The organism is Lacinutrix sp. MEBiC02404 (assembly GCF_053601575.1).
Genome location: NZ_JBSHNV010000108.1, coordinates 100,141 through 113,560 on the forward strand (window position 1 = coordinate 100,141; position 13,420 = coordinate 113,560).

The 13,420-nt window shown below is 31.6% G+C and carries 14 protein-coding genes; all 14 read left to right on the plus strand.

Annotated elements, in window-relative coordinates; genetic code table 11:
- Positions 1-21 precede the first annotated feature (21 nt).
- The 14 genes from ACVCXO_RS01525 (at position 22) to ACVCXO_RS01590 (ending at position 13,393) form a co-directional block, all read left to right on the plus strand.
- A complete protein-coding gene (locus ACVCXO_RS01525) occupies positions 22-1,353 on the plus strand; it encodes a cytochrome ubiquinol oxidase subunit I (protein ID WP_452227838.1) in 1,332 nt (443 codons plus the stop codon).
- A 2-nt stretch (positions 1,354-1,355) separates the two neighbouring features.
- Entirely contained in the window at positions 1,356-2,429 is a 1,074-nt protein-coding gene (gene cydB / locus ACVCXO_RS01530; protein ID WP_452227839.1) for a cytochrome d ubiquinol oxidase subunit II, read from the plus strand.
- Between the two features lie 15 nt (positions 2,430-2,444).
- Positions 2,445-2,741 carry a hypothetical protein gene (locus tag ACVCXO_RS01535; RefSeq protein WP_452227840.1) on the plus strand — a complete coding sequence of 99 codons (297 nt, stop codon included), beginning with the start codon at positions 2,445-2,447 and terminating at the stop codon, positions 2,739-2,741.
- A 91-nt stretch (positions 2,742-2,832) separates the two neighbouring features.
- Positions 2,833-3,447 carry a TetR/AcrR family transcriptional regulator gene (locus ACVCXO_RS01540; protein WP_452227841.1) on the plus strand — a complete coding sequence of 205 codons (615 nt, stop codon included), beginning with the start codon at positions 2,833-2,835 and terminating at the stop codon, positions 3,445-3,447.
- Position 3,448: 1 nt separating this feature from the next.
- Positions 3,449-4,705 (plus strand): TolC family protein, encoded by a 1,257-nt coding sequence (locus ACVCXO_RS01545; protein ID WP_452227842.1) that lies wholly within the window; start codon positions 3,449-3,451, stop codon positions 4,703-4,705.
- A 91-nt stretch (positions 4,706-4,796) separates the two neighbouring features.
- Complete coding sequence (locus tag ACVCXO_RS01550; RefSeq protein WP_452227843.1) at positions 4,797-5,699, plus strand: HlyD family secretion protein; 903 nt, start codon at positions 4,797-4,799, stop codon at positions 5,697-5,699.
- Between the two features lie 36 nt (positions 5,700-5,735).
- A complete protein-coding gene (locus ACVCXO_RS01555) occupies positions 5,736-6,194 on the plus strand; it encodes an OsmC family protein (RefSeq protein WP_452227844.1) in 459 nt (152 codons plus the stop codon).
- 6 nt (positions 6,195-6,200) lie between these two features.
- On the plus strand, positions 6,201-7,103 hold the full coding sequence (locus ACVCXO_RS01560; protein WP_452227845.1) for an ABC transporter ATP-binding protein: 903 nt from the start codon (positions 6,201-6,203) through the stop codon (positions 7,101-7,103).
- Between the two features lie 112 nt (positions 7,104-7,215).
- Positions 7,216-7,944 (plus strand): ABC transporter ATP-binding protein, encoded by a 729-nt coding sequence (locus ACVCXO_RS01565; protein ID WP_452227846.1) that lies wholly within the window; start codon positions 7,216-7,218, stop codon positions 7,942-7,944.
- A gap of 1,242 nt (positions 7,945-9,186) precedes the next feature.
- Positions 9,187-10,293, plus strand: a complete 1,107-nt coding sequence (locus ACVCXO_RS01570; protein ID WP_452227847.1) for an ABC transporter permease — start codon at positions 9,187-9,189, stop codon at positions 10,291-10,293.
- A 175-nt stretch (positions 10,294-10,468) separates the two neighbouring features.
- On the plus strand, positions 10,469-11,590 hold the full coding sequence (locus tag ACVCXO_RS01575; protein WP_452227848.1) for an ABC transporter permease: 1,122 nt from the start codon (positions 10,469-10,471) through the stop codon (positions 11,588-11,590).
- Between the two features lie 11 nt (positions 11,591-11,601).
- Positions 11,602-12,348 carry an LOG family protein gene (locus ACVCXO_RS01580; RefSeq protein ID WP_452227849.1) on the plus strand — a complete coding sequence of 249 codons (747 nt, stop codon included), beginning with the start codon at positions 11,602-11,604 and terminating at the stop codon, positions 12,346-12,348.
- 11 nt (positions 12,349-12,359) lie between these two features.
- Entirely contained in the window at positions 12,360-12,773 is a 414-nt protein-coding gene (locus tag ACVCXO_RS01585) for a hypothetical protein (protein ID WP_452227850.1), read from the plus strand.
- A gap of 41 nt (positions 12,774-12,814) precedes the next feature.
- Complete coding sequence (locus ACVCXO_RS01590) at positions 12,815-13,393, plus strand: cytochrome b/b6 domain-containing protein (protein ID WP_452227851.1); 579 nt, start codon at positions 12,815-12,817, stop codon at positions 13,391-13,393.
- Positions 13,394-13,420: the final 27 nt, after the last annotated feature.

The following is a 13,420-nucleotide window of genomic DNA, read 5'->3' on the forward strand; positions in this document are numbered from 1 at the left end:
TTTATAGTCTAAAATTAGAATATGGAAGACATGATCTTTTACGATAGGTTGCAATTTGCATTTACTATCACATTTCACTATATATTTCCGCAATTAACCATGGGATTATCTTTATTGATCGTCTTTCTTAAAGGAAAATATTTACTATCCAAAATTGAAAAATATAATAATGCAGCAAAATTTTTAATGAAAATCTTTGCTATCAATTTTACCATGGGCGTGGTAACCGGGATTCCTATGGAATTTCAATTTGGTACCAATTGGGCGAAATTTTCGGAATTAACGGGAGGGATTATCGGACAAACATTAGCAATGGAAGGGATGTTTTCCTTCTTTTTAGAATCCTCTTTTTTAGCACTCTTTATTTTTGGTGAAAAATTGATGGGACAAAAGCTACATTTCTTAACGGGATTTTTAGTGTTTTTAGGTTCCTGGGCAAGTGGTTGGTTCATTCTAGCAACCAATGCTTGGATGCAACATCCGGTAGGTTATGAAATTTTAGAGAATGGAAAATTTGTCTTAGAAAACTTTTCAGCGCTGTTTACTAATCCGTGGTTATTACCTGCTTTTTTACATAATCAAATGGCTTCTGTGGTTACTTCTTCTTTTGTTGTAGCAAGTATAGGCGCTTTTTATATTTTAAGGAATAAACAAGTGGAATATGGTAAACTATTCTTGAAAACAGGTGTTGCTTTCGGATTAGTTTCTAGCATTTTAGTTGCTTTTCCAACAGGAGATTGGAATGCTAAAAATGTAGCAAAATACCAACCAGCATCTTTTGCAGCTATGGAAGGCATTTTTGAAACCGAAGAAGCTGGAGCAGAAATTGTATTGGTTGGTCAGCCAAATATGGTAGAGAAAAAATTGGATAATAAAATTGCTGTCCCAAATATATTAAGCTTTTTAACACATCAGGATTGGGATAAACAAATCCCAGGAATGGATCAGTTTAAAGAGGAAGAATTGCCAAGTAATATTCCAGCACTTTATTATTCGTATCATATAATGGTTGGTTTAGGGACCATATTTATAGGGGTTATGGTATTGGCACTTTTCCTTTTATGGCGAAAAAAATTGTTCACTTTTAAGCCATTACTTTGGTTTATTATGTTTTTAGTTCCGTTTCCTTATATCGCAAATATTACAGGTTGGTATACCGCAGAATTAGGAAGGCAACCCTATTTGGTATATGGCTTATTAAAAACAAGCGATGGTGTTTCTCCAACAGTTTCTTCTGGTAATACCTTATTTACTTTATTGGGTTTTGTTGCTTTATATATGTTACTAGGATTGCTTTTTTTAGTCTTAGTTGGTAAAACTATTAATCAAGGTCCAAAACCGAAAACACATTAATTATGGAAATATTTTGGTATATAATAATAGGAATTGTTTTAGCGATGTTTTTTGTTTTAGATGGTTATGATTTTGGAACAGGAATTATTCATTTATTCTTTGCTAAAACCGAAGAAGATAAAGAAGTAATTGCTAAATCTGCAGGTCTTTTTTGGGATTCTAATGAGGTTTGGTTGGTGGCTGCCGGTGGCATGTTGTTTATGGCTTTTCCAACTTTTTATGCATCTGTTTTTAGCGGATTCTATTTACCATTAATCATCGTTTTGTGGTTAATTATTTTTAGAGCGATTGGTTTAGAATTTCGAGGTCAGTTTAAATATCAAATGTGGAAAGATATTTGGGATACTTCTTTTGGGGTTTCTAGTTTGTTATTAGCCTTGTTTTTCGGAATTGCTTTAGGTAATATCGTAAGAGGTGTCAATTTAGGAGGTGTAGAAAACGGAATCTCTGCTCATGAAGGACATTATTTTTTCTTGCCATTATGGAATAGTAGCTTTAGTCCGCTAACCGAAAACCCCGGAGTTATCGATTGGTTTACCATTGTTATTGGTTTAATTTCGGTGGTCACCTTAGCAATTCATGGTGCGAATTGGGTAATTTTAAAAACAAACTCCAGCGTTAATAAAAAGCTTAAATACGTTATTTTAAAATTAAATATTACCTTATCTATTCTTACTGTATTTTCTCTTTTTGTATGGCAAATAGTGAATCCGAATGCTTTAGATAATTTTATAGACAGACCTTATTTATTAGTGTTTCCTCTTCTTTATTTAATAGGATTAATTGGGTTGTTTTTTATTAAAAAAATAAAGAAAGATAGTCATGCTTTTGTATTATCTACCTTATTAATAGTTGGAGGAATTACATCTTCATTAGCATCGCTATTTCCTGTGATATTACCTTCTGTGAATAATATTCATGAAGATTTAACTATTTATAATACTGCAGCTCCTGAGTATGGTTTATCTGTGGCTTTAACGTGGGGAATTGTTGGCTTTATTCTTCTTTTTGTGTACATGATTATTCAAAAAAGACTGATGGGAGGAAAGGTTGATAAAATGGATTATGGACATTAGTACAAACCTACTATTATGACAGAAACATTAATTTCTTTAATCAGTATTCTAATCGGAATAATAGCTGCTAATAGTACCGGAGTGTTGTTTAAAAAATATTCCTTTGGTGTGATAGGAAATACTATTGCAGGTGTTTTTGGAAGCATATTTCTAATTAAATCCTTTGGAAGACTAGGTTTTGATCCGCTATCGATAATGGAAAACGGAACATTTCATACATCATTATTTATAATTAATGGTATTGTTTCTGCTTTAGGAGGCGCTTTAGGAGTACTAGTTATTAATTTAATCTATAAAAAGCTGAACAAATAGCGATTTATTCAGATTACATGATATAAATCATTTTTTACAATTACAATTCATTATATATTTGTTAACCACTTGGTTAAACCATGTAGTTATAATGAAAAAATCAAAAGACAAAAACACAGAAGAGCAGATTCTAAATGCGGCTAAAAATATATTTCAGTCTAAAGGAATGGATGGTGCTCGTATGCAAGAGATTGCCGATAAAGCAGGTATTAACAAAGCGATGCTTCATTATTATTATAGAAGTAAGCAGTTGTTGTTTGAAGCGGTTTTTAAGAATGCATTTAGCTTATTAGCACCACAATTAAATGCTATTTTAAATGATGATTCTTCTATTGAAGCGAAGGTGAAGAACTTTACATCAGACTATATAACATTCATTGTTAAACATCCTTATTTGCCAAATTTCATCCTTCAAGAATTGAATAGAAATCCAGAGTTTCTTCTTAAAATGAAAGACACCAATGGTTTTCCAAATATTGAAAAGTTCAAGAAACAAGTAGATAAAGAAATTGCAAATGGGATACTAAAACCAATTAGTGCGGAACATTTATTCATTAATATATTGGCTTTAAATATTTTTCCTTTTGTAGCCAAACCTTTAATAAAAGCATTTACAAATACAGACGATAAAGCATACAAGCAATTAATGGAAGATCGTAAAACCGAAGTTGCTAATTTTATTATCCATTCTATAAAGAACACATAAAATGAAACAATTATTAATCCTTCTAATTTTCTTAACTGTTTTCCCTAGTGTTGCGCAACAAAGTATCACGTTGGAGGAATGTTACCTATTTGTGACGTCAAATTATCCGTTAGCAAAACAAACAAAACTATTAGAAACGCAAAACGAATTAGATGCAGCTGTAATAGCCACTTCCAAATTACCTCAAATTAATTTGGATGCACAAGCAACCTATCAGTCAGACGTGATTGAAATTCCTATTCCAAATGCAAATATGGAAGGATTAAATAAAGATCAATATCGTGCAACGGTTTCTGTGAATCAATTGATTTATAATGGAGGCGCAACAGATGCTTCATTACATTTGAAATCTGCTCAGTTAAAAACAAAACTAAAGCAAGTAGAAGTCAGCTTGTATCAACTAAAACAGCAAATCAACCAAATCTATTTTTCAGTTTTGCTAATTCAAGAATCGGAGTTGTTATTAAGAGCAAAACAAGCACAATTACAAGCAAAATTAAAAGAAGTCCAATCCGGAATTAAGTATGGCGTTATTCTGCCAACTTCTGATAAAATATTAGAGGCAGAATTATTAAAAATTAACCAACAGTTTCAAGAATTAGCAAGTAATAAAATAACACATATAGAAACACTTTCCAGTTTAATAAATCTTCCTTTAAATACTGCAACACAATTCCAAAATCCAATAGTAGAAACACAATTAGAGCAAGATTTAAGTAGACCAGAATTAGAATTATTTCAGCTTAAAAAAGAAGAAATTCAAAATTCAGAAAAGCTAATGTCTAAGCAAAATGGACCAAAACTTCTTGGTTTTGCAACTGGTGGATATGGCAATCCTGGATTGAATATGTTGGATAATTCCTTTCAACCATTTTATACTGTTGGTGTGAAACTGAATTGGCATGTTTTCGACTGGAATTCCAATAAAAAACAAAGACAATCCTTAGCTATCAACAAAGATATTGTAGATAATGAAACAGAAATTTTTAAACTGAATACAAACATTAAATTAAATCAACAACAAAAAGAAATAGATAAAACGGAAGCTTTTATTACTTCTGATTTAGAGGTAATAAATCTTAGAAAGGAAGTTTTGAAAACAGCAGATTCACAACTTAAAAATGGCGTGATTACGTCTTCAGCATATATCACAGAATTGACCAATTTATATGAAGATGAAAATACTTTGGTACGACATAAAATTCAGTTACAACTTGCAAAAGCAAATTACAATGTTATTAAAGGAGAAAAGAAATAAAATCTTACAGATAGCGCAGATTAACGCAGAAAAAGTTTGCATAATCAATTAAAAAATTCTGCGTATATCCGCGGGAGAAAATAAAATAATCATGAAGAACTACAAATACATATTAGGATTAAGCATCATGGCTTCTAGCTTATTTTCCTGCGGAAATGATAGTGAAAGAGCAGATGGCTATGGAAATTTTGAAGCAATAGAGATCACTATTTCAGCGGAGAATAATGGAAAACTAATACAGTTTAATGTCACCGAAGGAGATGTGCTTCAAAAAGAACAATTTATAGGTTATATCGACAGCATTCCGTTAGCATTAAAACGTGAACAACTAGAAGTGGCTAAGGCTGTGATTAGTTCAAAATCAAAAGGTGTTTTATCTCAAATTCAAGTGCTAAATGCAAAATTAAAAACAGCAAACACCAACAAAAATCGGGCTGTGAATCTATTAAAAGATAATGCAGGAACACAAAAACAATTGGATGATGTTTCAGGAGAAATCGATGTGATTAGAAACCAAATTAGAAGTGTAGAAATACAGAATGGTCCAGTGGTAAACGAACTGAAATCCATAGATGTTCAGGTAAAACAAATCGAAGATCAAATTCAAAAAAGTAAAATTATTAATCCAGTAAATGGAACGGTTCTAACCAAATACGCAGAGCCAAATGAAATTACAGCTTTTGGAAAACCACTGTATAAAATTGCAGATTTAAACACCATGCAATTACGCGTTTATATTAGTGAAACACAATTGGCAAATATTAAAATCGGACAAGAAGTCACAATTAAAATCGATGATGCAGACGCTATGCAATCCTTTAAAGGGACAATTAGTTGGATTGCTTCAGAAGCAGAGTTCACACCAAAAATAATTCAAACGAAAGAAGAACGTGTTGCTTTAGTTTATGCTGTAAAAGTGGATGTGAAAAATGATGGTAGCCTAAAAATAGGAATGCCTGCGGAATTATGGATACATAATTCCACAGAAAATTAGCAATAAAAATCAGTAAAATAATTTTAATAAAGCATTATGGAAAAACATATGTATAACGTCAATGTAAATTGGACGCAAGACAGAAAAGGAACGCTGTGTTCTCCGGAATTGAAAAATAACGGAACTAACGAAACGAATTGCATCGAAGTGGCAACACCACCAGAATTTCCAGGCGGAATGCCCAACATTTGGACTCCAGAACATTTATTTACAGCAGCAATAAGCAGTTGTTTAATGACTACTTTTTTAGCCATTGCGGAATATTCAAAATTAGAATTTGTAAGCTTTAAATGTGGGGCAAAAGGTATTCTAGAAAAAGTGGATGGCAAGTTTGTAATTAGTGAAGTATTATTGTTTCCAGAAGTTGTGATTACAGAAGAATCTAAAAGAGAACGCACAGAACGAATTTTAGAGAAATCGGAAAAGGCTTGTTTAATCTCAAACTCTATTACTTCAAAAATTACAATGGAAACTAAAATTAGTGTTCAAAATTAAAATCTTGTGAGTATATCTGTCCGCCATATTAGCAAATCTTATAAAAATGTAAAAGCTTTAGAAGACATTTCTTTTGAAGTGAAATCGGGTGAAATATTTGGACTCATTGGTCCGGATGGCGCAGGTAAAACAACGTTGTTTAGAATTCTAACAACCCTTTTAATTGCTAATAAAGGTACCGCAACAGTTGCTGGTTTTGATGTGGTTCTAGATTATAAAAAGATTCGGAATAGCGTTGGCTATATGCCAGGGAAGTTTTCACTCTATCAAGATTTAACGGTCCAAGAAAATTTGAGTTTTTTCGCAACTATCTTCGGAACCACGATAGAAGAAAATTACGATTTAATAAAAGAGATTTACGTTCAAATAGAACCTTTTAAAGATCGTAGAGCAGGAAAATTATCTGGAGGAATGAAGCAAAAACTCGCTTTATGTTGTGCATTAATTCACAAACCTAAAGTGTTGTTTTTAGATGAACCAACCACAGGAGTAGATCCAGTTTCTAGAAAAGAATTTTGGGAAATGTTGAAACGTTTACAACAAAAAGGAATCACCATTTTGGTCTCTACACCGTATATGGATGAAGCGGCTTTGTGTGATAGAATTGCCTTAATTCAAGATGGGGAAATTTTGCAGATAGATACACCTCAGGCGATTGTAAAACATTACCCAAAACAAATTTACAACGTACGTGCAAATAATATGTATTCGCTAATTAATAGTTTAAAAGCATACGAGTATAACCATAGTGTTTATCCTTTTGGTGAGTTTGTGCATTATACCGATCGTAGAGCAGATTTTAATCCGAAAGATTTACAAGTGTATTTAGAATCGAAAAATATTTCCAATGTGGAAATAGTAAAAACAGTAGCAACTATTGAAGATACCTTTATGGAATTAGCAAAATAAATTAATTAGGCCTGACAGGTTTCTAAAATATCCTGCGCGGTTTTTAAAATCTTGTAGGTATAAAAAAAAAGCAGGTAAATTAATAAGATTCCCATTTTCGTGGGAAATGAATATGAACAAGAACAAAGTCATACAAGTAGAAGGATTAACCAAAATGTACGGAGATTTTGCAGCTGTAGATGCCATTACTTTTGAAGTGGAGAAAGGTGAAATATTCGGATTTCTAGGAGCAAATGGAGCAGGGAAAACTACAGCTATGAAAATGTTGATTGGTATTTCTAAACCGACAGCGGGAAAAGCACAGGTTGCAGGATTTGATGTGTATAAACAAGCCGAAGACATCAAGAAAAACATTGGTTATATGAGTCAGAAATTTGCTTTGTATGACGATTTAACCGTTAAAGAAAATATTGCTTTTTTTGGGGGGATTTATGGATTATCAAGAAGAAGCATCAAAGAAAAATCTACTGTTTTAATTGAAGAATTAGGGTTAGAAAAAGTTGCGAACAAACTAGTTGGTGCATTACCATTAGGTTGGAAGCAAAAGCTGTCCTTTTCTGTTGCACTACTTCATGATCCTAAAATTGTGTTTTTAGATGAGCCAACAGGTGGCGTAGATCCAATTACTAGACGTCAGTTTTGGGAAATGATTTACAAAGCAGCTAGCGAAGGAACAACCGTTTTTGTAACCACGCATTATATGGATGAAGCAGAATATTGCGACAGAGTTTCCATTATGGTAAATGGTAAAATAGAAGCTTTAGATACGCCTAAAAAATTGAAAGAACAGTTTCAGGTAGATAATATGAATGATGTGTTTTTAAAACTGGCAAGAGGATGACGAAGTTTTTTGCAGATGTCTAAAAAATAGTTTACCGCGGATTTCTCAGATTTACGCAGAAAGGAGACTAAAAGAATCTATGGTAATCGGTGTAATCAGCGGGAGAAAAAACAAGTAATTTATGGAAGAAAAAACAGAAAATGAATTATCCTATATAATCAGAGAAGGGATTTTGAAAGTCTATATAGTAAACTTAAATTTTGCTGATATAACAAAAGGGAATTTTAGAAAAGTAAACGGGTTATAAAGTAGTTTCTCGCGGATTTCTAAGATTTACGCAGAAAGGAGACTAAAAGAATCTGTGGTAATCGTTGTAATCAGCGGGAGAAAAAATAAGTAATTTATGGAAGGAAATACAGAAAATGAATTATCCTATATAATCAGAGAAGGGATTTTGAAAGTCTATATAGTAAACTTCAATGTTGATGATATAACAAAAGGGATTTTCAGAAAAGTAAACGGGTTATAAAGTAGTTTCTCGCGGATTTCTATGATTTACGCAGAAAGGAGACTAAAAGAATCTGTGGTAATCGGTGAAATCAGCGGGAGAAAAAACAAGTAATTTATGGAAGAAAAAACAGAAAATGAATTATCCTATATAATCAGAGGAGGGATTTTTAAAGTCTATATAGTAAACTTCAATTTTGCTAGTATAATAAAAGGGATTTTTAGAAAAGTAAACGGGTTATAAAGTAGTTTCCCGCGGATTTCTCAGATTTACGCAGAAAGGAGACTAAAAGAATCTGTGGTAGTCGGTGAAAACTGCGGGAGAAAAAACAAGTAATTTATGGAAGGAAATACAGGAAATGAATTATCCTATATAATCAGAGGAAGGATTTTTAAAGTCTATATAGTAAACTTCAATTTTGCTAGTATAATAAAAGGGATTTTCAGAAAAGTAAACGGGTTATAAAATAGTTTCCCGCGGATTTCTCAGATTTACGCAGAAATGAGACTAAAAGAATCTGTGGTAATCGTTGTAATCAGTGGGAGAAATGAAAAAAATAAATGACCTATGGAAAAAAGAACAGGAAATGAATTATCCTATATAATTAGAGGAGGACTTTTTAAAGTCTATATAGTAAACTTCAATTTTGCTGATATAACAAAAGGGAATTGCAGAAAAGTAAACGGGTTATAAAAATAGTTTCCTGCGATTTCTCGGATTTACGCAGAAAAAAATATAGTTTGATTAACAAATCTGTGGTAATCGGTGAAAACTGCGGAAAAAGAAAATAAGAAATGAAACGATTCATAGGCTTCATAAAAAAAGAATTCTACCACATTTTTAGGGATAGACGCTCGTTGTTTATACTCTTCGGAATGCCTATTGCTCAAATCATGCTTTTTGGTTTTGCAATTACTAATGAAATCAATAATGTAGATATCGCTATTTTAGATCATTCAAAAGATGCAACTACCCAAGAAATTATCCGTAAAATTTCAGCTTCAAAATATTTCAGTATTAATCAAATCATCGAAAAGGAATCAGATATTGAAACTATTTTCAAAAAAGGAAAAGTAAAAGCAGTTCTAAATTTTGAAAAGAATTTCAGCAAAAACCTAATTAAAGATCATAATGCAAGCATTCAGATTATTACAGATGCCACAGACCCAAATACTGCAAATACGATAAGTAATTATGTAAATGCTATTCTTCAGAAATATCAAAAAGAATTAAACAAAGAGATTACTATAGTTTATCAAATAGTTCCACAAACACGCATGGTTTACAATCCAGAATTAAAAAGTGTGTACATGTTTGTTCCTGGTGTAATGACTATTATTTTAATGTTAGTTTCTGCAATGATGACCTCCATTTCTATTACTAGAGAAAAAGAATTAGGTACCATGGAAATTCTTTTAGTGTCGCCAATAAAACCAATTCAGGTAATTATAGGTAAAGTGTTTCCGTATATTTTTCTGTCTATAATTAATGCAGTAGTTATTGTTTTATTAAGCATTTTTATTTTCAAGATGCCAGTACAAGGAAGTCTCTTTTTATTGGCAATAGAAAGCGTTTTGTTTATTATTTCAGCATTAGCTTTAGGGATTTTAATCTCCACTATTTCAGAAACACAACAGACAGCAATGATGATTTCGTTAATGGGACTCATGCTTCCAGTGATTTTATTATCAGGTTTTATTTTTCCTATTTCAAGTATGCCTGTTCCACTTCAAGTTATAAGTAATATTATTCCCGCAAAATGGTTTATCATCATTATTAAAGGGATTATGCTCAAAGGAGTAGGATTGCAATTTATATGGAAAGAAACCTTGATTTTATTGGGAATGACTATATTTTTTATTGCATTAAGTGTGAAGAAATATAAAATAAGATTAGAGTAAAAAAGTACGTTTTCCTGCGAGGTTTTAAAAACCTTGAAGGTATTTTAAATTAATAAAAGAGATTCCGGCCTGCGCTGGAAGTTATATAAATCGAGCATGTTCAAAATTTTATCAGACAAGTAAATGAATAATAGCGAACAGCATGTGACCATAGAAAAACAATAGATATAGACACATGAAAACAATCTTATACATCATACAAAAGGAGTTCAAGCAAATCTTTAGAAATAAAGGCATGCTTCCTATCATTTTTGTTTTGCCATTATTACAACTCGTTATTTTATCTAATGCAGCTACTTTTGAAGTTCAGCATATTAAATTCGGATATATAGATAACGATCATTCTTCCACATCCAGAGCTTTAGTAGAAAAATTTAATGCTTCCACCTATTTTAATGTTTTAACAGATTTCCCTTCGGAAGCAATAGCAAGTGCAGCAATGCTTAAAGGAAAAGTAGATGTTATTCTACAAATTCCGCAATATTTTGAACGTGATTTACAAAAAGAGAAATACAACAATTTAGGAATAACCATTAACGCAATTGATGGCGCAGCTGCAGGTGTAGAAAATGTATATGTAACCCAAATTGTACAAAGCTTTAACCAAAATATAAAAGTAGACTTATTTCAAGTTTCAGATAAACAAATACAGCCAGTCAATATAGAAACCATTCCATTATTCTGGTATAATGAAACCTTAAATTACAAAACCTTTATGGTTCCAGGAATACTGGTTTTATTGGTAACTATGATTACGCTGTTTCTTTCAGGGATGAATATCGTTCGTGAAAAAGAGATAGGAACTTTAGAGCAAATTAACGTAACTCCAATTAAAAAAAGTCAGTTTATTATTGGGAAGCTCTTTCCATTTTGGGTCATAGGAATGGGGTTATTAACGGTTGGATTAATCTTAGCAAAACTCATATTTAATGTACCAATGCTTGGAAGTTTACCACTCATGTATTTTTATACCTCTATTTATATTTTAGTGATTTTAGGGATCGGTTTATTCATTTCTAATTTTACAGATACCCAGCAACAAGCTATGTTTATCGCTTGGTTTTTTACCGTTATTTTTATTTTAATGAGTGGGTTATTCACGCCAATAGAAAGTATGCCAGAATGGGCTCAAATAGTTACAGAGTTTAATCCAATAAAATACTTTGTAGAAGTGATGCGAATGGTAATGCTTAAAGGTTCTGGGTTTATGGATATTCTTCCACAGCTATTAAAAACATTGCTTTATGCTATAGTTATGAATGGATTAGCAGTTTGGAGTTATAAAAAAACAAACTAAAAATATCGTGTATGAAGACTAATAAAAAAATAAAACTATCTACAGATGAATCTTTGTTTGTTAGAGGGCCTCTATCGCGTTTTAAAGAATTATCCTTTGCTTTAAAAGTGTTCTTCAATTTTATAAAAGCCTTTCGGAAAATGCATTTTATTGGTCCATGCGTGACTGTTTTTGGTTCTGCAAGATTTACAAAAGATTCTGATCATTATCAAAATGCCGAAAAAATAGGTGCAGCCTTAGCAAAAACCGGATTTACAGTAATGACAGGTGGAGGTCCAGGAATTATGGAAGCTGCCAATAAAGGTGCTTTTGAGGCTGGTGGAAATTCTGTTGGTTGCAATATTATTCTACCATTTGAGCAAAAGCCAAATCCGTATTTACATAAATGGATTAACATTCCATATTTCTTTTTACGCAAAGTTATTCTAGTAAAATATTCGTATGCTTTTGTGGTTATGCCTGGCGGAATTGGCACTTTAGACGAATTGTTTGAAGCACTTACTTTAATTCAAACTAAAGTAATTCAAAATTTCCCAGTTGTTATTTTCGATTCGCAATATCATAAAGAATTATGCCAACATATTCATTTAATGGCAGAAAATGAAAGTATTAGTCCAGAAGATATGAAACTGCTATTTGTAACAGATTCTGTGGAAGATTTAATGACACATATTGAAACACATTCTATTAAAAAATTCGGATTAATTAAAAAACAAGTCCAACCAAAATGGTGGCTTGGTGAATCAACTAATAAATAAATAAATATCACATGAAAAACAGAAAGATTATTACCGCTGTAAGTGCTATTATTTTAGCACTGTTTGCATTGCTCACTTTATTTTTAAGTAGCTCTGTGATTTTTGATTGGTTTGGTATTAGGGCAAAAGAAGGAAACTATGTCTTGTTTATAGTTTGGGTAAATTTTATTTGTAGCATTTTATATCTAATTGCTGTTTATGGTTTTTTAAAAAGAGAAAAATGGACTTTTGGGATCTTAATAGCTGCTTTGGCTGTATTAATTGTTGCCTTTGTTGCTTTGCAATTTTACATCAACAATGGAGGAATTCACGAAGTAAAAACTATAAAAGCCATGGTTTTTAGAATGTTGGTGACTTTAGGTTTTTCTCTTCTGGCATATTTCAATTTTAAAGAAAGTAGGATAAGTACTAAAACCAAAGTATAAAAATAAATCAAAATAATTTAACAGAATAAAAAATTAATATTATGGAAAATACAAAGTATTCTAAAGTATATCGAATTATTCATTGGGGAATTGCTATTTCATTTTTACTATTGTTAATCACGATATTTTTGCGGTTAACATGGATGAATAAGTATAACGTTGCAGCTATTATTCAAGATTATTTGAGTAATACAGGGCAGAATTTAACGGAAGACCAGCTCATTACATTAGCAAAAAAAATAAGACAACCCATGTGGGATTGGCATATTTACATTGGTTATGTATTGGTAGGATTATTTAGTATTCGTTTAATACTTCCTGCATTCGGGCAAATGAAGTTTCAAAATCCTTTTGAAACAAAACTAACTACAAAAACGAAAATTCAGAAATGGACCTATATCCTTTTTTATGTATGTGTCATTGTTTCACTTGTTACAGGATTAATTATAGAATTAGGACCAAAAGAATTAAAAAAACCAATGGAAGAAATCCACGTACTTGGTATTTACTATTTGATAGCATTTATAGTCATCCATTTAACAGGAGTATTAATTGCAGAATTTACGAACCAAAAAGGAATTATTTCAAGAATAGTTAGTGGCACAAAGGATAAAGAATAAAAAGACAATATTAAAGTAAACATGTTA

Coding starts and splice junctions, on each gene's coding strand:
- ACVCXO_RS01525 (WP_452227838.1), top strand. CDS start 22: ATGGAAGACATGATCTTTTACGATAGGTTGCAATTTGCATTTACTATC.
- cydB (WP_452227839.1), top strand. CDS start 1,356: ATGGAAATATTTTGGTATATAATAATAGGAATTGTTTTAGCGATGTTT.
- ACVCXO_RS01535 (WP_452227840.1), top strand. CDS start 2,445: ATGACAGAAACATTAATTTCTTTAATCAGTATTCTAATCGGAATAATA.
- ACVCXO_RS01540 (WP_452227841.1), top strand. CDS start 2,833: ATGAAAAAATCAAAAGACAAAAACACAGAAGAGCAGATTCTAAATGCG.
- ACVCXO_RS01545 (WP_452227842.1), top strand. CDS start 3,449: ATGAAACAATTATTAATCCTTCTAATTTTCTTAACTGTTTTCCCTAGT.
- ACVCXO_RS01550 (WP_452227843.1), top strand. CDS start 4,797: ATGAAGAACTACAAATACATATTAGGATTAAGCATCATGGCTTCTAGC.
- ACVCXO_RS01555 (WP_452227844.1), top strand. CDS start 5,736: ATGGAAAAACATATGTATAACGTCAATGTAAATTGGACGCAAGACAGA.
- ACVCXO_RS01565 (WP_452227846.1), top strand. CDS start 7,216: ATGAACAAGAACAAAGTCATACAAGTAGAAGGATTAACCAAAATGTAC.
- ACVCXO_RS01570 (WP_452227847.1), top strand. CDS start 9,187: ATGAAACGATTCATAGGCTTCATAAAAAAAGAATTCTACCACATTTTT.
- ACVCXO_RS01575 (WP_452227848.1), top strand. CDS start 10,469: ATGAAAACAATCTTATACATCATACAAAAGGAGTTCAAGCAAATCTTT.
- ACVCXO_RS01580 (WP_452227849.1), top strand. CDS start 11,602: ATGAAGACTAATAAAAAAATAAAACTATCTACAGATGAATCTTTGTTT.
- ACVCXO_RS01585 (WP_452227850.1), top strand. CDS start 12,360: ATGAAAAACAGAAAGATTATTACCGCTGTAAGTGCTATTATTTTAGCA.
- ACVCXO_RS01590 (WP_452227851.1), top strand. CDS start 12,815: ATGGAAAATACAAAGTATTCTAAAGTATATCGAATTATTCATTGGGGA.